Genomic DNA, 19,517 nt, shown 5'->3' with positions numbered 1-19,517 from the left:
TCAGTCCACGTACGTCGGGGTCGGCGGCGCCGGGGCGGGTCCGAGGACGATTAGCCAGCGGTTGTAGAGCAGCGTCCACGTCCCGTCGCGGCGGATCCGCTCGAGGGTGCCGTTGACGAACCGCACCAGGTCCTCGTGGCCCTTGGCGATGCCGATGCCGTACGGCTCGCTGCCGATCGACGTCCCGACCAGCTCGAGGTACGGATCCTGCGAGGCGAGGCCGGCGAGGATCGTGTCGTCGGTGCTCACCGCGTCCACCTGACGCTGCTGCAGCACCACGAGGCAGTCCGCCCACGTCGGGACGGTGAGGATCGCCGCGGACGGCTGCAGCCGCCGGAGGCGGTCGAGCGAGGTGGTTCCCTGCACGACACACACCCGCCGGCCCGCCAGGTCGGCGACGTCGCGGACGTCGGACCCCTTGACCACCAGGACGCGCTGCTGGGCCCGGAAGTAGACGGTGGAGAAGTCGACCCGTTCGCGGCGGGCACACGTGATCGTCATCGTCTTGGCGACGATGTCGACGGTGGAGTCCTGCAGGGCCTGCTCGCGGTCCGCGGAACTGAGGATCCGGAAGTCGAGCAGGTCCGGGCTGCCGAGCAGGTCCCGCGCGATCTCCCGCGCGACGTCCACGTCGAATCCGGTGATCCGCCCGGTCGCCGGATCCCGGAAGCTCATCAGGTTGCTGCCGGTGTCGAGCCCGACGACGAGCCGGCCGCGCGCCCGGATCGCGTCGAGGGTCGGTCCGGTCGTCGCGCCGTCGGGACGCAGACCGGCGGTGGGGTCGCCGCAGTCCGGTTCCGGGGGGACGGGCGCCGCGCTGGGCGCGACGGTGGCGCGTTCCGGCAGGGGCGGCTCGGTGTAGGACGGGTCCGGGTCGGCGAGGATCTCCGGCGGTGAGGTCGCGCAGCCGCCCGTGAATGCGGCGACGGCGACGACCGTCGCGGCGACGAGACGACGCACGTTCACCGGTACTCCCGCAGGCGCGGCCACAACCCGACGACGATGCCGAGCAGCGCCAGCCCCGTCAACGCCGTCGTGGCGGGGGCGAGCGCGGACAGGATCTGCGCGGCGCGGTCCTCGTTGCCGCGCAGTTCGGCGCGGGCGAGGTCGATGCCGCGTTCGAGGGCGCGGTCGAGGGTGGCGAACTGGGCGACGGCCTCGTCGGGACCGGGGCCGGTCGCGAGGATCGCGGCGGCCGGGAAGTCCCCGCGGTCGAGCGCGGCCTGCATGCGGTTGTGCGACGCCAGCCATGCGGTGCGTGCCTCGGCGGCGCGCACGGCGGGATCGGTGACGATCTCCACCTCCTCGCCGGACGCGTACCCGGTGAGCAGCTCACCGAGCCGGGACATGCTCTGGTCGAACGTCGCGTCGTACTCGCCGGTGGCGTCGCGGCGCACGAGCTGCAGGGTCTCCGCGGTGCGTGCCTGCTGCGCGAGGATGCGGCTGTCGGTGAACACGCCGAGCGGCTCGGCCCCGTGCACGATCGCCCGCTGGGTCGCGCTCGACGAGATCAGTCCGGCCACGAGCAGCCAGCACAGCAGGATTCCCGTCGCCGCGATCGACAGCAGCAGACCGGGATTGAGGGTGCGGCGGCTGATCCGGGAGATGATGACGTGCACCGCGGTGAGCGCGACGACCGTCACCAGCAGCAGACCGATCGACGTCCACGGGGGCCGCACCGAGGCGCGCTGCGTCGACGAGACCGCCGAGACGCTCTGCGTGTGCAGCTCCTGCGCCATGGGCAGCAGCTCCGACTGCATCAGGTTCGACGCCTCGCCGAGATAGGCGGCACCCACCGGGTTGCCGACGCGGTTGTTCGCCCGCGCCGTCTCGACCAGGCCGGTGTACACGGTCAGGCGTTCGGCGATGCCGGACAGCAGCCGGGTGCCCGCACGGTCGTCGGCGGGAATCCCGCCGGCGGCGGCGACGAGCTGGGCGGACGCCTCGCCGATGGCCTGGGCGTAGCGGTCGCGGACCTCCTTCGGCTCGATGCCGCCGGAAATGAAGCCGGTCGCGGCCGCCGCGTCCGCTACCGACAGCGCGCTGTAGAGGTTCTGTGCGGCATCGGCGAGGGGTTCGGTGGTGGCGAGCAACCGATCGTGGGTGGCCTTGCGGCCGGTGACGGTCTGGCCCGCCGCGACCCCGGAGACGAGGAGGAGCACGGCGAGCAGCACACCGAGGGTGACGAGCTTGGCGGGGGTGGATCGCAGCAGGTCGCGCAGCTCGTCGGAGGGTCCGGCGTGGGCGGTCGTGGCGGCCGGCACGTCGCTACGCTGGAGGCGACTCCCCACCGCACCGAGCGTGGGGGTCACGCGCACGTCCACGAGAGCACCCCTTCCGATGTGGCACTGTGTGTGGCGAGCATATAAGCAGTAACGGGATGTTGTTGCCGTCCGAGGACGGTGGACGCCCGGCTCGCGGTCGGCGGCCGGGCGGCAGGGAGGCGGACGCGATGCGAGGTGACGGGGACGGCTGGGCCGTGGGACCCGACGGTGATCGCCGGTGGGGCAGATTCGGCGCGGCCGGACTGCTGCTGCGCGCGCCGCTGCCCGACGGCACCCCGGCCGTGTTGCTGCAGCATCGCGCGGCGTGGAGCCACCAGGGCGGCACGTGGGCGCTGCCCGGCGGCGCCCGCGACAGCGACGAGAGTCCCGTCGCCGCGGCCGTGCGGGAAGCGAACGAGGAGACCGGGATCGACCCGGCGGCGCTGAGCGTGCGCACCGAGCGGGTCACCTCCGGCGTGGCCGGGGGATGGACGTACACGACGGTCGTCGCGGACACCCCGAGCCCGATGGAGACGACCCTCAACGGGGAGAGCACCGAACTGCGCTGGGTGCCGGAGGCCGACGTCGAGACCATGCCGCTGCACACCGGGTTCGCGGCGGCCTGGCCGGACCTGCGGACCCGCGCGGTGCGGATGCTGCTCGACACCGCCAACGTCCTCGGGTCGCGGCCGACGGGCTGGTGGCGCGACCGCCCGGGCGCCACCGCACGGCTGCTCGGGGAGCTGGCGGAGGCATTGCCCCGCACCGTCGAGCTGCCCGACGGGTGTTTCGGCTGGGTGAGCCGCATCGAGGCGGTCCTCGAGGGGCAGGCCCGCGCGGCGGTGATCCACGACGACCGGACCGCGGTGCACACCGCCGCCGGCAGCGGAGACGACGAGCTGGCCTCCCTGGCGACGGGCACGTCGGCCGTGCTGGACCAGGTGCTCACGGTGGTGGTGACGGCCGACCGGGGACTGCGCGCCCGGCTGCCCGGGGACGTGCCGACCCTGTCGCCGTCGACGGTCCTGGGCTGGCTCTAGCGGACTGCCGGCCGGCGGGCTGGCTCTGGCGGACTGCCGGCCGGCGGGCTGGCTCTGGCGGACTGCCGGCCGGCGGGCTGGCTCTGGCGGACCGTCAGCCGGGCAGCGCGGCTTTCAGCGCCGCCGCGGCGGCCCGCGGATTCGGTGCCGCGGTGATGGCCCGGACCACCGCGATGCGGGTGGCGCCGGCGGCGAGCACCTCGGGCAGCCGCTCGGCGTCGATGCCGCCGATCGCGAACCACGGCCGCTGCGGCTGCGACCGGGCCACCTCCCGCAGCACCTCGAGTCCCGCCGGGGTGCGCCCCGGCTTGGTGGGGGTGGACCACACCGGCCCGTGGGCGAAGTAGTCGACGCCCTCCTCGATGTCGGACAGGCTCGCCTGCGCGCGGCTGCCGGTGGACCGGCCGATCACGATCTCCTCGCCGAGGATCTGCCGGGCGTACCGCACCGGCAGGTCGCCCTGACCCAGGTGCAGGATGTCGGCGCCCGCGGCGAGGGCGATGTCGGCACGGTCGTTGACGGCCAGCAGCGCACCGTGCCGGCGGCACGCCGCCGCCAGCACCTCGAGTGCCGCGAGTTCCTCGCGGGCCTCGAGCGGGCCGAACTTCTTCTCGCCCGCCGAACCCTTGTCGCGGAGCTGGACGATGTCGACTCCGCCCGCGAGGGCCTCCTCCGCGAATCGGGCCAGGTCTCCGGTGTCGCGACGGGCGTCGGTGCACAGGTAGAGCCGGGCCTGCGCGAGGCGTTCCCGGGGGGCGGGACGGTTGCCGCGGTAGGTAGTCACGGCGAAGACGGTAGTCTCTGCACTGAACGAATCGACACGGGAGTCCCGGGGATCGCGGGGCTGAGAGGGGGCCTGCCGGCCCCGACCGTCAGCACCTGAACCGGATCATGCCGGCGCAGGGAGTGAGGTGGACGAACTGTGGGAACCGTATCCGTCGTCGGCGGAGGCGTGATCGGGCTGTCGATCGCGTGGCGCGCGGCCCGTGCCGGCTGGACCGTGACCGTGCACGACCCGTCCCCGGGGGCGGGGGCGTCGTGGGTGGCCGGCGGGATGCTGGCACCGTTGTCGGAGGGCTGGCCGGGGGAGGAACACGTCCTCGAGCTGGGCGCGGCGTCGCTGGCCCGCTGGCCGGAGTTCGGCGCCGAGCTGTTGCGGGAGACCGGACTGGACCTGTTCACCTCCGACGCGTCGCTGACCGTCGCGCTGGACGCGGCCGACGCGGCCGATCTGCGCACGATCGCCGAGTGGGTGTCGGCTCAGGGACACGAGATGCGCGTGCTCGGCCGCGCCGAGGTGCGCGAGCTCGAGCCGTCGCTGGGGCCGCGCATCCGCCTGGGCCTGCTGGCCCCGGACGAGCTGGCCGTGGACAACCGGATCCTCGTCGACGCGCTGCGGCGGGCCGTCGCCGAGGCCGGTGTGGCCCTCGTCGATGTGCCGGTGCGCGACCTCGCGGACCTGGACGCCGACCGGGTGGTGCTCGCGGCGGGCGCGGCGTCGGCCCGCCTGTGGCCGGGCTTGCCGGTGCGGCCGGTCAAGGGGGAGATCCTGCGGTTGCGGACCCGCCCGGGCGCGGCTCCTGCCCCGCATCGGACGGTCCGCGGCAGTGTGCACGGCCGACCGGCATACCTGGTGCCGCGCGCAGACGGCCTCGTCGTGGGCGCGACCCAGTACGAGGCCGACGACACGCAGGTCACCGTCGCGGGGGTGCGGGACCTGATCGCCGACGCCGAGGCGCTGTTCCCGGCGATCGGCGAGTACGAGCTGCACGAGGCGAGCGCGGGGCTGCGGCCCATGAGCCCGGACAACCTGCCGCTGATCGGCCGGCTGTCCGAACGGGTGATCGCCGCGACCGGGCACGGCCGCAACGGGGTGCTGCTGACCCCGGTCACCGCGGACGCGGTGGTCGCGGAGCTCGCGGACGAACCCCTCGCTGTCTCGAAACATGCCGATCCACAACGATTCTCGAAGGGGAGAAGGTCATGAACGGTGCGCCGACGGTGGGTGTCACGGTCAACGGGGAGGAGCGCTGGTTCGCGCAGGCGCCGACGATGGCCGAACTGCTCAGCGAACTCGGTCTGCCCGACAAGGGCGTCGCCGTCGCCGTGGACGGTGCCGTGTTCCCGCGGGGGCGCTGGTCCGAACGCGTCGAAAAGGGCTGGCAGATCGAGGTTCTCACGGCGGTGCAGGGTGGCTGAGCGCAACACCGGCCGCGACCCCGGCCACGACCTGCCGCCGCTGACGATCGCCGGGCGGACCTTCTCGTCGCGGCTCATCACCGGCACCGGTGGGGCCGCGAACCTCGCGGTGCTCGAGGAGGCCCTCGTCGCCTCCGGCACCGAGCTGACCACCGTGGCGATGCGCCGCGTGGACGCGGCGTCCGGGACCGGCGTGCTCGATCTGCTGCGCCGCCTCGGCATCGCGCCGCTGCCCAACACCGCCGGCTGCCGCGGCGCCGCCGAGGCGGTGCTCACCGCACAACTCGGGCGCGAGGCCCTCGGGACGGACTGGGTCAAGCTCGAGGTCATCGCCGACGAACGCACCCTGCTGCCCGACGCGATCGAACTCGTCGCCGCCGCCGAGCAGCTCGTCGACGACGGGTTCGTCGTGCTGCCCTACACCACGGACGATCCGGTGCTGGCGCGACGGCTCGAGGACGTCGGCTGCGCCGCCGTGATGCCGCTCGGCTCGCCGATCGGGACCGGCCTGGGCATCGCCAACCCGCACCACATCGAGATGATCGTCGAGGCCGCCGGGGTGCCGGTGATCCTCGACGCCGGCATCGGCACCGCCTCGGACGCCGCGCTCGCGATGGAACTCGGGTGCGACGCGGTGCTGCTGGCGACCGCGGTGACGCGGGCGAAGGACCCGGCGCTCATGGCGTCGGCGATGCGGCACGCCGTCGAGGCGGGTTTCCGGGCCCGGCACGCGGGCCGCATCCCGAAGCGGTTCTGGGCGCAGGCCTCCTCGCCGCTCGAACCGTAGGGCGACCCGATGTGACGGTGACCGGTTGGTCGCTCGACGTGCGGGTGGTGCCGCACGGGCCGCGGCACCACCTGCGCTGTCAGGCGGCGGAGAGCAGCCGTGCGAGGGTGGCTCTTCCCTCGGGTTCGAGGGGCAGCAGCGGCGCTCGGGGATCCCCGACGTCCGAGCCGAGAATGCCGAGGCCCGCCTTGATCGTGGTGGGGAGGCCGCCGGCGACGATGAACTCGAGCAGGGGCTGCAGTTCGGCGTACAGGGCCTGAGCGCGGGCGAGGTCGCCGTCCTCGACGGCCGTGTACAGCGCGAGACACGGCTCGGGCCGCAGGCACGGCGCGGCGGTGCACCAGCCGGACGCCCCGGCCCTCAGCGCCTCGAGCACGAGCGGGTTGCTGCCGTTGTAGAACGGCAGGCGGCCCTCGCTGAGCTCGGCGATGCGCTGCATCCGGGACAGATCGCCGGTGGACTCCTTGACCATGGTGAGGTTGTCGATGGTGTCGAACATCGACACCAGCAGTTCCGGACTCATGTCGATGCCGCTGGTGGCGGGGTTGTTGTACGCCATGACGGGAATGTCGATCGCGGCACCGACAGCGGCGTAGTGGCAGGCGATCTCGCGATCGGTGAGCTTCCAGTACGACACGGGGAGCACCATGACGGCCGCGGCGCCCGCCGTCTGCGCGCGACGGGCCCGGCGCACGGTGTTCGCCGTCGTCAGGTCGGACACTCCGACGACGACGGGGACACGGCCGGCGACGGCGGCGATCGTGGTGTCGAGGACGGTGTCGAACTCCTTCTCGGTGAGATAGGCGCTCTCGCCGGTACTGCCGAGTGGGGCGACGGCGTGCACGCCGTCCCCGACGAGGCGGTCGACGAGCGCGGCGAGCGCGCCGGTGTCGACCGTCGCATCGGCGCCGGAGGTGAACGGGGTGATCGGGTAGGCGATGATGCCTTCCAGTGTTGTCAAGGCAGAGAATCCTTTTCGTCTCGTGAAAGCGGGGGCGAGCAACCTCGCCGGGTGCCGGTGGGCGTTCAGCCGGCGATCGCGTCCGGGTGCCGGGCCAGGGCGCGACGCGCGTAGTAGGCGAAGTTGGCCTGGCTGCGTTTCGGGGTGAGGGTCCAGTCGTGCGCCTCTCGCGCGAGCCGGTCCGGAAGTTCGGCGATCGTGCCGGCCGCCATGGCGGCGAGTTGCAGCTCGGCGCCGCGTTCGATCAGCACGGCGAGCGAGCACGCCTCCTCGATGCCGGCCCCGGCGACGACGTGGCCGTGGTGGGCCAGGAGGATCGCCTTCTTCGAGCCGAGCGCGGCCGTGATGATCTCGCCTTCCTCGTTGCCGACCGGCACGCCGGGCCAGGCGGGGAGGAAGGCGCAGTCGTCGTAGAGCGGCGCGATGTCCATCTGGGACACCACGAGCGGGACTTCGAGCATGGACAGTGCGGCGACATGGAACGGATGGGTGTGGACGATGCACTGCACGTCGGGGCGCGCGCGGTAGATCCAACTGTGGAACCGGTTGGCGGGATTGGCCATCCCGGAGCCGTCGAGAACCTGGAGGTCCTCGTCGACCAACAGCAGGTTGTCCTCGGTGATCTCGTCGAACCCGAGGCCCAGCTGCTGGGTGTAGTAGGTCCCCGGTTCTTCGGCGCGGGCGGTGATCTGGCCCGCCAGGCCGGAGTCGTGCCCGGCGTCGAACAGGATTCGACAGGTCAGGGCGAGCTTCTGGCGTGTCGTCCAGCCGGACTCCGCAAGGTGGGTCCGCATGCGGGCCTGGGCCTGGTGCATCAACTCCGCTTTCGTAGCGGTGAACGTCCCGGACATCGATCGGCCTCCTCGATCTCGACTGTGGTGGACACGATGGAGACTATAGGACACCTTGTGTCATGTACAGCCACTTTCGCCGGCAGGGACCTCGACAGGACACTTTGTAGACTCGCCGTGTGAGGGGTGACGAAGGAAGGACGGGGCCGTGACCGCGCTGGTGCGAGCGCTACGCAAGGAGCGGGGGCTCACGCTCGAAGCCCTCGCGGCGCAGACCGGGTTGACCAAGAGCTACCTGTCCAAGATCGAGCGCGAGCGCAGCACGCCGTCGATCGCGGTGGCGATGAGGATCGCCCGCGCCCTCGATGTCGACGTCGGGCAGTTGTTCGCGGACGACGCCTCGCGCTCGCGGATGACGATCGAGCGCGCCCCCGCCCGGGCCGGGGCGGACCGCTACCACCCCGTCGCCGCGGGAATGCTGGGGAAAGCGATGTCCCCGTTCGTCGTCCGGCCCGGACGCGACTTCGCCGACGACCCGCACCCCGAGCACAGCGGCCAGGAGTTCGTGTTCGTCGTCTCCGGATCGATCGAACTCGACCACGGGGGGACGATCGTCACCCTGGACTCCGGCGACTGCGCCTATTTCGACGCCTCCCTCGATCATCGGCTCCGCAGCACCGGCCCGGTGGACGCCGAGGTCCTCGTCGTCGCATGCAACGACAACCACTGATCGAGACGCCTACAGGACCGTAGGGTGACCCCGCGCGGCGCGATCCGCCCGAATCGGGCAGGCTGTGGGTCATGATCGAAGTGACCGGACTGACGAAGACCTTCGGTTCCACCGTCGCCGTCGACGACGTGACGTTCACGGTCCGGCCGGGGATCGTCACCGGATTCCTCGGCCCCAACGGGGCCGGGAAATCCACGACGATGCGGATGATCCTCGGCCTCGACCGGCCCACCGCCGGGACCGCGCTGATCGACGGCGTCCCCTACCGGCAGCTGAAGCGGCCGCTGCGGACCGTCGGTGCGCTGCTCGACGCGCGCTGGGTACACCCGAACCGGTCGGCGCGGGCACACCTGCGCTGGCTCGCCGCGTCCAACGGCCTGCCGAACTCGCGGGTCGAGGAGGTGCTCGCGCTCGTCGGCCTGACCGAGGTGGCCGACAAGCGCGCGGGCGGTTTCTCGCTCGGCATGTCGCAGCGGCTCGGACTGGCCGGTGCCCTGCTCGGCGACCCGAAGGTGCTGCTGTTCGACGAGCCCGTCAACGGCCTCGATCCCGAGGGCATCGTGTGGATCCGGCGGTTCATGCAGGCCCTCGCGACGGAGGGCCGCACCGTGCTCGTGTCGAGCCACCTGCTGTCGGAGATGGCGCAGACCGCCGACCACCTGCTGGTGATCGGCCGGGGCCGGCTCATCGCGGACACGTCCGTCGCGGAGTTCGTCGAGCGGGCGTCGGAGGCGACGGTGCGGGTGCGCAGCCCACAGCTCGACACGCTGCGGACGGCACTGACCGGGCAGGGCCACACCGTCCGGGACGACGAGGGCGCGCTGATCGTCAGCGGCGTCACCACCGCGCAGGTGGGTGAGGTCGCTGCTGCGCACTCGGTGGTGCTGCACGAACTGGCGGCCCAGAACGCGTCGCTCGAGGAGGCGTTCATGAAACTGACCGGAGACGACGTGCAGTACCAGGGAGCCGCGGCCGGGGGCCCGGCTGTGCAGCCGATGAAGGGGGAGCTGCGATGAGCGTGGCCGTGGACAACGCCGGGACGACGAGCGTGGTCGTGGACACCGTCAAGGCGGAACGGATCAAACTGACCTCCACCCAGTCGCCGTGGTGGTGCACCGTCGTGATCGTCGCGCTGGGCCTCGGCCTCGCGGCGATCCTCGGCGCCGCGTCCAAGGCGAGCATGTCCGTCGACGACGAGGTCGGCCGGTTCTACCCGACCGTCGACGTCGCGGTCAGCGGCGTCGCCGGCTTCGGCGTGCTCGTGCTGATGATCCTCGCGGCACTGTCGGTGACCAGCGAGTACCGGTTCGGGGTCATCCGTACCACGTTCCAGGCCATGCCGAACCGCAGCGCCGTCCTCGTCGTCAAGGCGCTGCTGATCGGGGTGTTCGGCGCGGTGCTGACCGGCGTGCTGGCCCTCGCCTCGTTCTATCTCGCCAAGGCCCTCGCCGGCCCGGAGGCCGGGCGGGACCTGGTGCTCGAGGGCGACGATGCGTGGCGGTCGATCTACGGCGTCTCGATCTACGCGCTGCTGTGCGCGGTGCTCGCCGTCGCGGTGGGGGCGCTGTTGCGCCAGTCCGCCGGCACCATCGCGCTGCTGCTGCTGTGGCCGCTGCTGATCGAGTCGCTGTTCGCGCTGTTCGGTTCGTTCGGCCGGCAGGTGCAGCCCTTCCTGCCGTTCGCCAACGCCAACCACTTCCTCGGCAGCGAGCAGGGCATCGACTTCCACTGGGGACCGTGGGGTTCGCTGGTGTACTTCGCGGTGTTCGTCGCCGTGGTGTTCGCGGCCGCGCTGGTCGTGGTGAACCGGCGCGACGCGTGAGTATTCTCGGCGGATGAACCGGGGAGCGCGGGTACGGGCCGGGGGCGCCGTCGCGGCGATCGTGCTGCTGGCGGCGGCATGCTCGGAGGAGCCGCCGGCGCCGCCGCCGGTGGACCCGGCCGCGCTGGCGGGGGCCGTGGGAATCGACGCGGTGGTCGGCCACCTCACGGAACTCGAACGTATCGCCACCGAGCACGACGGCAACCGCGCCGTGGGCACCGCCGGCTACGACGCGAGCGTCGACTACGTCGCCGGCCGGTTGCGCGACGCGGGATTCGACGTGCAGACCCCGGAGTTCGACGTCCGCAGTTTCGACGTCGAGACCGAGACCCTGACCGTCGCCGGCGCGCCGGTGCCGGTCCGGGCCCTCGAGTTCTCGCCGTCCACCGGCCCGGACGGACTCACCGCCCGGCTCGTGCCGGTGCCCGCCGACGACACGCCCGGGTGCGAGGCCTCCGACTACGACGGGCTCGACGTCTCCGGCGCCGTCGTGCTCGTCACGCGCGGGGTGTGCCCGTTCTTCGTCAAACAGCAGGTCGCGGCCGAGCGCGGTGCGGCGGCGATCCTCGTCGCCAATAACGAGGACGGTGCGCTCGCCGGCGCCACCCTCGGCGAGGAGGGCAACGACCTCGTGCCCGCCGCGGGGATCAGCGGCGCCGACGGCCGCGCGCTCGCCGCCGCACCCACCACGGTGACCCTCGTCCTCGACACCCGCGTCGACAGCGTGCGCTCGCGCAACGTGCTCGCGCAGACCGCCACGGGCTCCACCGACGACGTGGTCGTCGTCGGCGCCCACCTCGACAGCGTCCCGGAGGGGCCGGGCATCAACGACAACGGCACCGGCGTCGCTGCGGTGCTCGAGACGGCCCTGCAACTCGGCAGCGACCCGGGTGTCACCAACGCGGTGCGGTTCGCGTTCTGGGGCGCCGAGGAGGTCGGGCTGGTCGGCTCCACCGACTACGTGGTCTCCCTGGACGACGCCGCCCGCGAGGACATCGCCCTGTACCTGAACTTCGACATGCTCGGGTCGCCGAATCCGGGGTACCTCGTCTACGACGGCGACGACTCCGACGCGGTGGGCGCCGGACCGGGACCGGAAGGCTCGGCCGGCATCGAGCGCACGTTCCTGGGCTACCTGACGTCGCGGGGCGTCGCCGCGGACGGCACCGACTTCGACGGCCGCTCCGACTACGGGCCGTTCGTCGACGCGGGCATCCCCGCCGGGGGCGTGTTCTCCGGTGCCGACGACCGCAAGACCCCGGAGCAGGCGGGCAAGTGGGGCGGCACCGGCGACGCGCCGTTCGACCCGAACTACCACAGCCCGCAGGACACGCTCGCCAACATCGACCGGGCCGCACTCGCCGTCGCCGCGTCGGCCGTCGGGTACGGGGTGGGCACGTATGCGCGGACCGTCACGGGACCGGACGGGGTTCCCGTGGGGCCGCAGCGCGCCGAGGTCCGCTCCGATGGATGAGACGCCGGCCCCGGGCTTCGGCCGTCGCCTCGCGGACCGGTTCTCGGCCGTGGACCGGCGGCCCGAGCTGGTCCGGCTGGCCCGGCGGCTGCGGCGCACGCTCCCCGGTGATCCCGGTTTCGGCGATCCGCTGTCCACCGCCGGGACCAGCGGGCCGCAGGCCGTCGCCCGGCTGGCCGGACGGTGGCGCGACGTCGACGAACCGAGCGCGGTGCACGAACTCGGATTCGGCGTGCTGCAGGCCTGGCAGGCGCTGCTCGAACGCGCCGGCGCCGGCCGCGGCGACCGGGAGGTCACCGTGGTCTTCACCGACCTCGTGGGGTTCTCGACGTGGTCCCTCGCCGCGGGCGACGTCGCCACCCTCGACCTGCTGCGGCGCGTCGCCCGGGCGCTGGAGCCGGCGTTCACGGACCGCGGCGGCACCGTCGTCAAGCGGCTCGGCGACGGTCTGATGGTGGTGTTCGACCGGCCGGAACGGGCGCTGGACGCGATCTTCGCGGCCCGGGCCGCCCTGACGGCGGTGACCGTGGACGGCTACCGGCCGCGGATCCGGGTCGGCGCGCACACCGGTCTGCCCCGGCGGATCGGCAGCGACTGGCTGGGCGTCGACGTCACCGTCGCGGCCCGCATGATGGAGCTCGCCGGCAACGGGCACGTGGTGGTGTCCTCCGCGACGCTCGACGCACTGCCGGCCGGTGCCCTCGACACGCTCGGCCTCGAGGTGCGCCCGCACCGGCGCGGGCTGTTCGCCTCGGCCCCCAAGGGCGTGCCGCCCGAACTCGGGATCTGGCGGATCAGGACTGCAGTCGCCACAGGGGGTTGACCGGGCCGTGCCCGGCGCCGAGGTCGTACGACCACTCCAGGCACCGGGTGACCCACTCCTTGCCGAACTCCACGGCCTCGGGCACCGACCACCCGTGGGCGAGGGCCGACGCGATCGCCGCGGCGAGCGTGTCGCCGCCGCCGTGATCGTTGCCGGTGTCGATGCGGGGGCTGGTGAACTCGAGGAACCGGTCCCCGTCGAACAGCAGGTCGGTGCTGACGTCGGAGGTGCGCAGGTGCCCGCCCTTGACGATCGCCCACTGCGCGCCGAGGCCGTGCAGCGCCTCGGCGGCGCGTCGCGCGGAGGCGTCGTCGACGACCTCGATGCCGGTGATCAGCCGCACCTCGTCGAGGTTCGGCGTGACCACCGTGGCCTGCGGTATCAGGGTGTGCCGCATCGCGTCGAGAGCCTCCGTGTGCAGCAGGGGATCGCCGTGCATCGACGCGCACACCGGGTCGACCACGAGCGGCACCGGCCGATCGCGGCCGATGCCGACCTCCGCGCACACCGCGGCGACCGCCTCGATGATCCCGGTGGAGGCGAGCATGCCGGTCTTGGCACCCGAGACCCCGATGTCCTCCACCACGCACCGCACCTGCGCGGCCACCGTCTCGGGCGGGATCTCGTGAAAGCCGCTGACGCCCACGGAGTTCTGCACGGTCACGGCCGCGACGGCGACGCAGGCATGCACGCCGCACATCGCCATGGTGCGCGAGTCGGCCTGGATGCCGGCCCCGCCACCCGAGTCGGTTCCGGCGATGGTGAGGGCACGGACCGGGGTTCGGCCCTTCGGGGCCAGGGGCAGCAGCTTCACGGCTGCGACCCTACCGATTCGATCGGGACGTAGACCTGGCCGCCCGCGCCGGCGAATTCGGCGGCCTTGCCGGCCAGCCCGGCCCGCACGTCCGCGGAGATCCGCATCGAGCAGAACTTCGGGCCGCACATCGAGCAGAAGTGGGCCTTCTTGGCCGGCTCCGCCGGCAGCGTCTCGTCGTGGAACGCGCGGGCGGTGTCCGGGTCGAGGGACAGCGCGAACTGGTCGTGCCACCGGAACTCGAACCGGGCGCGGGAGAGCGCGTCGTCGCGCTCCCGGGCGCGCGGGTGGCCCTTGGCGAGGTCCGCCGCGTGGGCGGCGATCCTGTACGCGATCACCCCGGTCTTGACGTCGTCCCGATCGGGCAGGCCCAGGTGCTCCTTGGGCGTGACGTAGCACAGCATCGCGGTGCCGGCCCGGGCGATCATCGCGGCGCCGATCGCCGAGGTGATGTGGTCGTAGGCGGGAGCGATGTCGGTGGTGAGCGGCCCGAGGGTGTAGAAGGGGGCCTCCTCGCACAGCTCCTCCTCGAGCCGCACGTTCTCCTCGATCAGGTGCATCGGCACGTGTCCGGGACCCTCGATCAGCACCTGGACGCCGTGCGACTTCGCGACGCGGGTGAGCTCCCCGAGCGTGCGCAGCTCGGCGAACTGGGCGGCGTCGTTGGCGTCGGCGACGGAGCCGGGACGCAGGCCGTCGCCGAGGGAGATCGTCACGTCGTAGCGCTGCAGGATCTCGCACAGCTCGGCGAAGTGTGTGTACAGGAACGACTCCCGATGGTGCGCCAGACACCATGCGGCCATGATGGCGCCGCCGCGCGAGACGATGCCGGTCACCCGGTGCGCGGTGAGCGGGATGTGCCGCAGCAGCACCCCGGCGTGGACGGTCATGTAGTCGACGCCCTGCTCGCACTGTTCGATCACGGTGTCGCGGTACATCTCCCAGGTCAGCGCGGCCGGATCCCCACCGGCCTGCTCGACGGCCTGATAGATCGGCACCGTGCCGACGGGCACCGGCGAGTTGCGCAGGATCCACTCGCGGGTCTCGTGGATGCGCGGGCCGGTGGACAGGTCCATGACGGTGTCGGCCCCCCACCGGGTCGCCCACACCATCTTGTCGACCTCCTCGGCGATCGAGGACGTCACCGCGCTGTTGCCGATGTTCGCGTTGACCTTCACCCCGAACGCCTTGCCGATGACCATCGGCTCGAGCTCGGGGTGGCGGTGGTTCGCCGGGATCACGGCCCGGCCGGCGGCGACCTCGGCGCGGACCGTCTCGGCGGGTACGCCCTCGCGGGCGGCGCAGTAGCGCATCTCCGGGGTGACGACGCCCGCGCGGGCGGCGGCGAGCTGCGTGCCCGGGTGCCGCGGCCACCCGGCCCGCAGCGCCGGCAGGCCCGCGGCCAGGTCGACCACGACGTCGGACTCGGTGTACGGCCCGGACGTGTCGTACAGGTCGTGGTGCTCGCCGGTGGTCAGGTGGACCCGGCGGACCGGGATCGACATGCCCGGTTCCCCGGGCACGGTGACGTAGTGCTTGGTGCTGCCCTCGATGGGGCCGGTGGTGACGGCGCCCGCGCCGGACGCGGACGAGCCGGATACAGCTGTGCTCACGAGATGATCTCCCTACGCCGGAATTACCCGGTCAGGTTCTACGGTCGACGGCCCCGAGCCGTCCTCTCAGCCCGCTGGTGCGAGCTCCCGTGTGGTTGCGATGTGCGGTGCCACCATAGCGCAGCACTGTGCCGGGGGCAGGGCAGCACCGTGCCGGGGGCAGGGCAGCACTGTGCCGGGGGCAGGCAGATATTTGCCGTCTACGTCTCGGCGGATACACCCTGCATGCTCTATAGTGGCGTAGGTCACAGTTCGGTTACGGCACCACGGAGGGGATCATGCTCGTCAACTCGCCGCGTACCGAGGTGACCGACAACAAGGATCAGAACCGCTTCGAGCTACGCCTCAACGGGGATCTTGTCGGGATCCTCGGGTATTTCGACACGGATCGTCCCTCGGGCGTGCCCGGGCGCAACCATCCCGTCGTCGATTTCCTGCACACCGTCATCGTCGAGGACTTCGGGCACCGTGGGCTCGCCGGGGTGCTCGTGGGCCACTCCCTGGATCTCGCGCGCGAGCGTGGCTGGCGGGTCCGGCCCGTGTGCACCTACGTGCAACGATTCCTCATCGCCCACCCCGAGTACCGGGACGTCGTCCTGCCGCTCGAGCCGACCGCCGGCCGTCGCTGACGCGCGGATTCCGCCCCGCCCTGACCGGGTCGCCTCAGTCGGCGAGGTCGACGACGACGGGCGCGTGGTCGCTCGCGCCCTTGCCCTTGCGCTCGTTGCGGTCGATCTCCGCGCCGGAGACCCGCGCCGCGAGCGCGGGGGAGCCGAGGACGAAGTCGATGCGCATGCCCTGGCGCTTCGGGAAGCGCAGCTGGGTGTAGTCCCAGTAGGTGTACACACCCGGGCCCGGGGCGTGCGGGCGCACCACATCGGTGAAGCCGCCGTCGAGGAAGGCGCGGAAGGCCTCCCGCTCCGGCTCCGACGTGTGCGTCCGGCCCTCGAAGAACGCCGGATCCCACACGTCCTCGTCGATGGGAGCGATGTTCCAGTCACCGACGAGCGCGATCTGCTTCTGCGGGTCGGCGGCGAGCCAGGCCTGTGCGTCGGCCCGCAGCTTCGCCAGCCACTCGAGCTTATAGACGTAGTGGGGATCGGCCAGCTCGCGGCCGTTGGGTACGTACAGGCTCCACACCCGCACGCCGCCGCACGTCGCGCCGATCGCCCGGGCCTCCTGTGCCGGGTCGGCGTCCGGGTCCTTGGTGAACCCGGGCTGGTCCTCGAACCCGACCTGAACGTCGTCGAGACCGATGCGGGAGGCGATGGCGACGCCGTTCCACTGGGAGAGCCCCACGTGTGCCACCCGGTAGCCGAGTTCTTCGAACCGCTCGTACGGGAACTGCTCGTCCTTGCACTTGGTCTCCTGCATGGCGAGCACATCGGTGCCCGTCCGCTGCAGCCAGTCGAGGATCCGGTCGGTACGGGCACGGACGGAGTTCACGTTCCAGGTAGCAAGACGCACGTCCCCACTCTAGGCGAGCGGACCGACAGGTTCCGCGGCGTACCGGTAGCGGTGGTGCTCGACGAATCCGAGCGCCCGGTACAGGCCCCGGGCGGCGGTGTTCCCCGCCGCGACCTGTAGGTATGCGTGTGTGGCGCCGTGGTCGCGACCCCACTGCAGCAGGGCCCCGCACACGAGCGTGCCGAGTCCGTTCCGGCGGTGCGCGGCGGCCACCTCGACGGCGGTCAGGCCCACCCAGCGGCGGCCGTCGGGGGCGTCGGTGACCGCGGCCCGGGCGATCGCCAGGGTCTCCGTGTCGCCGCCGATGCGGCCGAAGCCCAGGACGCCGCCCAGGACGGACTCGACGACCGCCCGGCCTTCGGCAGGCATCGGCGCGCCGCGATAGCGGTACAGCGACAGCCACCCGGGGTCCGGGCCGGCGTTCACGGTCACGGGGGTGGCGACGCCGGGCAGCGGCACGTTGTCGAGGTCGGCGGCCAGCACCTGCACCTCGTCGCCCGCTGCCCACCCGTGCGGGAGCCGCGCGAGCCGGTCCGGCAGCAGGAGCCGCAGCGGCAGGCCGCGGACCGCGAACCACTCGCGCATCCGGGCGTGCACGTCCGGGTCGAGGGGGTCGGCGACCGTGCCCGGGTCGCCGAGCGGGGTGGCCGAGTTCGCGCGGCCGGTGAAGCCGGCGCCGGCCCGCAGGAGCCAGCCGTCGATCCAGCCCTGTTCCAGCCCGGGCCAGGCGGCGGCCGCGGCGTTCTCGAGGGCGCGGATCTCACCGGTGCGGATCGGCCGGGCACCGAGTGCCTTGAGCGCGACCACGGCCTCGGGCGCAACCTGCACGAGGCGGCTGTCGGCGGTGCGCACCACCACGGCCGGTTCGAGGGAGACCAGCTCGCCGATCACGTCGGTCATCGGGTGGCTGTAGCCGGCGGGCAGCCGGTAGCGCAGCACCACCCGGGTGCCGACGGGTACGGGCTGCTCGGTCGTCACCGGTGCGTCAGTCCTCGTCGTCGTCGTGGCCGAACGGGTCCTCGACCGTCCCGGGCACCCAGCTGAGGCCGGGCACGCCCCACCCCGCCCGCTTGATCGTCTTCTTGGCGGCGCGGGCGTTGCGTCCGATGAGCTTGTCGACGTACAGGTAGCCGTCGAGGTGGCCGACCTCGTGCTGCAACATCCGGGCGAAGAAGCCGTGGCCCTCGATCTCGATCGGGTTGCCCTCGGCGTCGGTGCCGGTGACCTTCGCCCACTCGGCGCGCCCGGTGGGGAACTGCTCGCCGGGGACCGACAGGCACCCCTCGACGTCGTCGTCCGGGTCGGGCATGGTCTCCGGGATCTCCGACGTCTCGAGCACCGGGTTGATCACCTCGCCGCGGCGGCGGACCACGTTGCCGGCCCCGTCCAGGTCGGGGCAGTCGTAGACGAACAGCCGCAGGTCGACACCGACCTGGTTGGCGGCGAGACCGACGCCGTTCGCCGCGTCCATCGTCTCGTACATGTCGGCGATCAGCTGGGCCAGTTCGGCCGGCGACTGGGTGACCGGTTTCGTCGGGTGATGCAGGACGGGGTCACCGACGATCCGGATCGGAAGAATTGCCATGGTGCAAGAGGATAGTGGGCGGGACTCGCCTGTCCGTTGAGCCGGTACCTGTCGTACCACCATGGTTGAATTGCCCTCGGAAACACCCGGGTCCGATCGGACCTCGGCGTGATTCGAGGCAGTCGAGGAGTGAGATGGACGGCGCAGCAGCGCATATCGGTAACGAATCCGAGCAGGTTTCCGACCGGAGCAACCACGCCGAGAACAACCACCCCGCGGCCGGCCCGGACGAGGCCGGTACGGACGGTCTCTCTCGCCGGGAGCGCGACATCCTCGCCTTCGAGCGGCAGTGGTGGAAGTACGCGGGTGCCAAGGAAGAGGCGATCAAGGAACTCTTCGGTCTGTCCGCGACCCGTTACTACCAGGTCCTCAACGCGCTGGTGGACCGGCCGGAGGCGCTGGCGGCCGACCCCATGCTCGTCAAGCGGTTGCGCCGGCTGCGGGCCAGCCGGCAGAAGGCCCGGGCCGCGCGCCGGCTCGGCTTCGAGATCACCAAGTAGTACGAGTACGACGGTGATCCGGCGGGCGCGGCAACTAAGGTCGAGAGCGTGAGCACAACCTCGGAATCGTCGGGTCCGCCGCTGCGAGCGCTCGCGATGGTGCTGATCTCTCTCGCCATCCTGTTCACCGGCCTCGGTCTCGCCTCGCTCGGAAGCTCCGATTCCGAGAGCCCGGCTCCCGAGCCGACGACCGAACCGGCGGCCGCGCCGGCGACCACGTCCGCGACGTCGGCGCCGCTCGCCGCGACGTCGGCGAGGACGACCGTCCCCGGCGCGGCTCCGTCGGCCACGACGACGGTCTCCGCCACCACGTCGGCGGGGGCCGCCGCCCCCGTGCGGGTGCTCAACAACAGCAACGTCTCGGGCCTGGCCGCCCAGACGGCCGGCCTGCTCGAGGACGAGGGATTCACCGTCGCGGAGACGGGCAACTACAGCGACGGCGTGATCGAATCCACGTCCGTGTACTACGGCACGGGTCCGGGGGAGCGGCAGACCGCGGAGGCGGTGGCCGAGGCACTGGGGGTGACGGCCCAGCCGCGCTTCGCCGGGATCCGGGACTCGTCGCCGGGCGTCATCGTCATCGTCACCTCGCCGTGAGGGCTTCCGCCCCCCGGCTATGATCAGGTGACTTTTCGCCACTTCGAAGG

Annotated in this window: 22 protein-coding genes and 1 riboswitch; of the genes, 12 read left to right on the top strand and 10 right to left on the bottom strand. The window is 72.3% G+C overall.

Annotation, left to right across the window (positions count from 1 at the left end):
• Both ACWPOB_RS15965 and ACWPOB_RS15960 read right to left on the bottom strand, forming a co-directional pair.
• Positions 1-966 (bottom strand): glutamate ABC transporter substrate-binding protein, encoded by a 966-nt coding sequence (locus ACWPOB_RS15965; protein ID WP_455401408.1) that lies wholly within the window; start codon positions 964-966, stop codon positions 1-3.
• Positions 963-2,324 carry a hypothetical protein gene (locus tag ACWPOB_RS15960; RefSeq protein WP_455401407.1) on the bottom strand — a complete coding sequence of 454 codons (1,362 nt, stop codon included), beginning with the start codon at positions 2,322-2,324 and terminating at the stop codon, positions 963-965. The genes ACWPOB_RS15965 and ACWPOB_RS15960 overlap by 4 nt, the downstream gene beginning before the upstream one ends.
• A 128-nt stretch (positions 2,325-2,452) precedes the next feature.
• On the opposite strand from ACWPOB_RS15960, the gene ACWPOB_RS15955 reads away from it, so the two are divergent.
• Positions 2,453-3,304, top strand: coding sequence for an NUDIX hydrolase (locus ACWPOB_RS15955; protein ID WP_455401406.1), 852 nt, complete (start codon positions 2,453-2,455; stop codon positions 3,302-3,304).
• Between the two features lie 94 nt (positions 3,305-3,398).
• Here ACWPOB_RS15955 and thiE read toward each other — a convergent pair whose 3' ends face one another.
• Positions 3,399-4,088, bottom strand: coding sequence for a thiamine phosphate synthase (gene thiE / locus ACWPOB_RS15950; RefSeq protein ID WP_455401405.1), 690 nt, complete (start codon positions 4,086-4,088; stop codon positions 3,399-3,401).
• 26 nt (positions 4,089-4,114) lie between these two features.
• Positions 4,115-4,227: riboswitch (TPP riboswitch) on the top strand.
• Between thiE and thiO the strand changes: the two genes are divergently transcribed.
• The 3 genes from thiO (at position 4,227) to thiG (ending at position 6,290) form a co-directional block, all read left to right on the top strand.
• Positions 4,227-5,291 (top strand): glycine oxidase ThiO, encoded by a 1,065-nt coding sequence (gene thiO / locus ACWPOB_RS15945; RefSeq protein WP_455401404.1) that lies wholly within the window; start codon positions 4,227-4,229, stop codon positions 5,289-5,291. It overlaps the preceding riboswitch by 1 nt.
• Entirely contained in the window at positions 5,288-5,503 is a 216-nt protein-coding gene (thiS, locus tag ACWPOB_RS15940; RefSeq protein ID WP_029545344.1) for a sulfur carrier protein ThiS, read from the top strand. The genes thiO and thiS overlap by 4 nt, the downstream gene beginning before the upstream one ends.
• Positions 5,496-6,290, top strand: coding sequence for a thiazole synthase (gene thiG, locus ACWPOB_RS15935; RefSeq protein WP_455401403.1), 795 nt, complete (start codon positions 5,496-5,498; stop codon positions 6,288-6,290). The genes thiS and thiG overlap by 8 nt, the downstream gene beginning before the upstream one ends.
• A 79-nt stretch (positions 6,291-6,369) precedes the next feature.
• Here thiG and ACWPOB_RS15930 read toward each other — a convergent pair whose 3' ends face one another.
• Positions 6,370-7,251, bottom strand: a complete 882-nt coding sequence (locus tag ACWPOB_RS15930; RefSeq protein WP_455401402.1) for a dihydrodipicolinate synthase family protein — start codon at positions 7,249-7,251, stop codon at positions 6,370-6,372.
• Positions 7,252-7,316: 65 nt separating this feature from the next.
• The gene (locus tag ACWPOB_RS15925) at positions 7,317-8,102 is read right to left on the bottom strand and encodes an aldolase (RefSeq protein WP_006938218.1); all 786 of its coding nucleotides are present in this window, start codon (positions 8,100-8,102) and stop codon (positions 7,317-7,319) included.
• Positions 8,103-8,250: 148 nt separating this feature from the next.
• On the opposite strand from ACWPOB_RS15925, the gene ACWPOB_RS15920 reads away from it, so the two are divergent.
• The 5 genes from ACWPOB_RS15920 to ACWPOB_RS15900 all read left to right on the top strand — a co-directional run bounded on the left by ACWPOB_RS15920 (position 8,251) and on the right by ACWPOB_RS15900 (position 12,891).
• A complete protein-coding gene (locus tag ACWPOB_RS15920; protein ID WP_231772586.1) occupies positions 8,251-8,772 on the top strand; it encodes a helix-turn-helix domain-containing protein in 522 nt (173 codons plus the stop codon).
• 71 nt (positions 8,773-8,843) lie between these two features.
• A complete protein-coding gene (locus ACWPOB_RS15915; protein WP_455401401.1) occupies positions 8,844-9,788 on the top strand; it encodes an ABC transporter ATP-binding protein in 945 nt (314 codons plus the stop codon).
• Positions 9,785-10,594, top strand: a complete 810-nt coding sequence (locus ACWPOB_RS15910) for an ABC transporter permease (protein WP_100057688.1) — start codon at positions 9,785-9,787, stop codon at positions 10,592-10,594. Before ACWPOB_RS15915 ends, ACWPOB_RS15910 begins: the two co-directional genes overlap by 4 nt.
• Positions 10,595-10,607: 13 nt before the next feature.
• Positions 10,608-12,068 carry a M28 family peptidase gene (locus ACWPOB_RS15905; RefSeq protein WP_455401400.1) on the top strand — a complete coding sequence of 487 codons (1,461 nt, stop codon included), beginning with the start codon at positions 10,608-10,610 and terminating at the stop codon, positions 12,066-12,068.
• Positions 12,061-12,891, top strand: a complete 831-nt coding sequence (locus tag ACWPOB_RS15900) for an adenylate/guanylate cyclase domain-containing protein (RefSeq protein ID WP_455401399.1) — start codon at positions 12,061-12,063, stop codon at positions 12,889-12,891. Before ACWPOB_RS15905 ends, ACWPOB_RS15900 begins: the two co-directional genes overlap by 8 nt.
• Here ACWPOB_RS15900 and thiD read toward each other — a convergent pair.
• A complete protein-coding gene (thiD, locus tag ACWPOB_RS15895) occupies positions 12,863-13,705 on the bottom strand; it encodes a bifunctional hydroxymethylpyrimidine kinase/phosphomethylpyrimidine kinase (RefSeq protein WP_455401398.1) in 843 nt (280 codons plus the stop codon). The genes ACWPOB_RS15900 and thiD overlap by 29 nt on opposite strands.
• Positions 13,702-15,318, bottom strand: a complete 1,617-nt coding sequence (thiC, locus tag ACWPOB_RS15890; RefSeq protein ID WP_455401397.1) for a phosphomethylpyrimidine synthase ThiC — start codon at positions 15,316-15,318, stop codon at positions 13,702-13,704. Before thiC ends, thiD begins: the two co-directional genes overlap by 4 nt.
• Positions 15,319-15,596: 278 nt before the next feature.
• Between thiC and ACWPOB_RS15885 the strand changes: the two genes are divergently transcribed.
• Positions 15,597-15,947 (top strand): GNAT family N-acetyltransferase, encoded by a 351-nt coding sequence (locus tag ACWPOB_RS15885; protein ID WP_455401396.1) that lies wholly within the window; start codon positions 15,597-15,599, stop codon positions 15,945-15,947.
• A gap of 34 nt (positions 15,948-15,981) precedes the next feature.
• On the opposite strand, the gene ACWPOB_RS15880 is transcribed toward ACWPOB_RS15885, so the two are convergent.
• From ACWPOB_RS15880 to ACWPOB_RS15870, 3 genes are read right to left on the bottom strand one after another with little or no spacing between them, the layout of a single operon-like run.
• Positions 15,982-16,785: an exodeoxyribonuclease III gene (locus tag ACWPOB_RS15880; RefSeq protein ID WP_455401395.1), complete on the bottom strand. Its 804-nt coding sequence runs from the start codon at positions 16,783-16,785 to the stop codon at positions 15,982-15,984.
• 9 nt (positions 16,786-16,794) lie between these two features.
• Positions 16,795-17,763 carry an N-acetylglutamate synthase, CG3035 family gene (locus tag ACWPOB_RS15875; RefSeq protein WP_455401394.1) on the bottom strand — a complete coding sequence of 323 codons (969 nt, stop codon included), beginning with the start codon at positions 17,761-17,763 and terminating at the stop codon, positions 16,795-16,797.
• A gap of 7 nt (positions 17,764-17,770) precedes the next feature.
• The gene (locus ACWPOB_RS15870) at positions 17,771-18,370 is read right to left on the bottom strand and encodes a peptide deformylase (RefSeq protein WP_100058906.1); all 600 of its coding nucleotides are present in this window, start codon (positions 18,368-18,370) and stop codon (positions 17,771-17,773) included.
• A 134-nt stretch (positions 18,371-18,504) separates the two neighbouring features.
• Between ACWPOB_RS15870 and ACWPOB_RS15865 the strand changes: the two genes are divergently transcribed.
• Together ACWPOB_RS15865 and ACWPOB_RS15860 are read left to right on the top strand one after the other, a co-directional pair.
• Positions 18,505-18,870, top strand: coding sequence for a DUF3263 domain-containing protein (locus ACWPOB_RS15865; RefSeq protein WP_100058905.1), 366 nt, complete (start codon positions 18,505-18,507; stop codon positions 18,868-18,870).
• A gap of 48 nt (positions 18,871-18,918) precedes the next feature.
• Positions 18,919-19,467, top strand: coding sequence for a LytR C-terminal domain-containing protein (locus tag ACWPOB_RS15860; RefSeq protein WP_455401393.1), 549 nt, complete (start codon positions 18,919-18,921; stop codon positions 19,465-19,467).
• Positions 19,468-19,517: the final 50 nt, after the last annotated feature.

The sequence above is a fragment of the Rhodococcus sp. 2H158 genome (assembly GCF_053764755.1).
The sequence above is the reverse complement of the archived record's forward strand: the minus strand, read 5'-3'. Positions and strand labels throughout refer to the sequence as shown.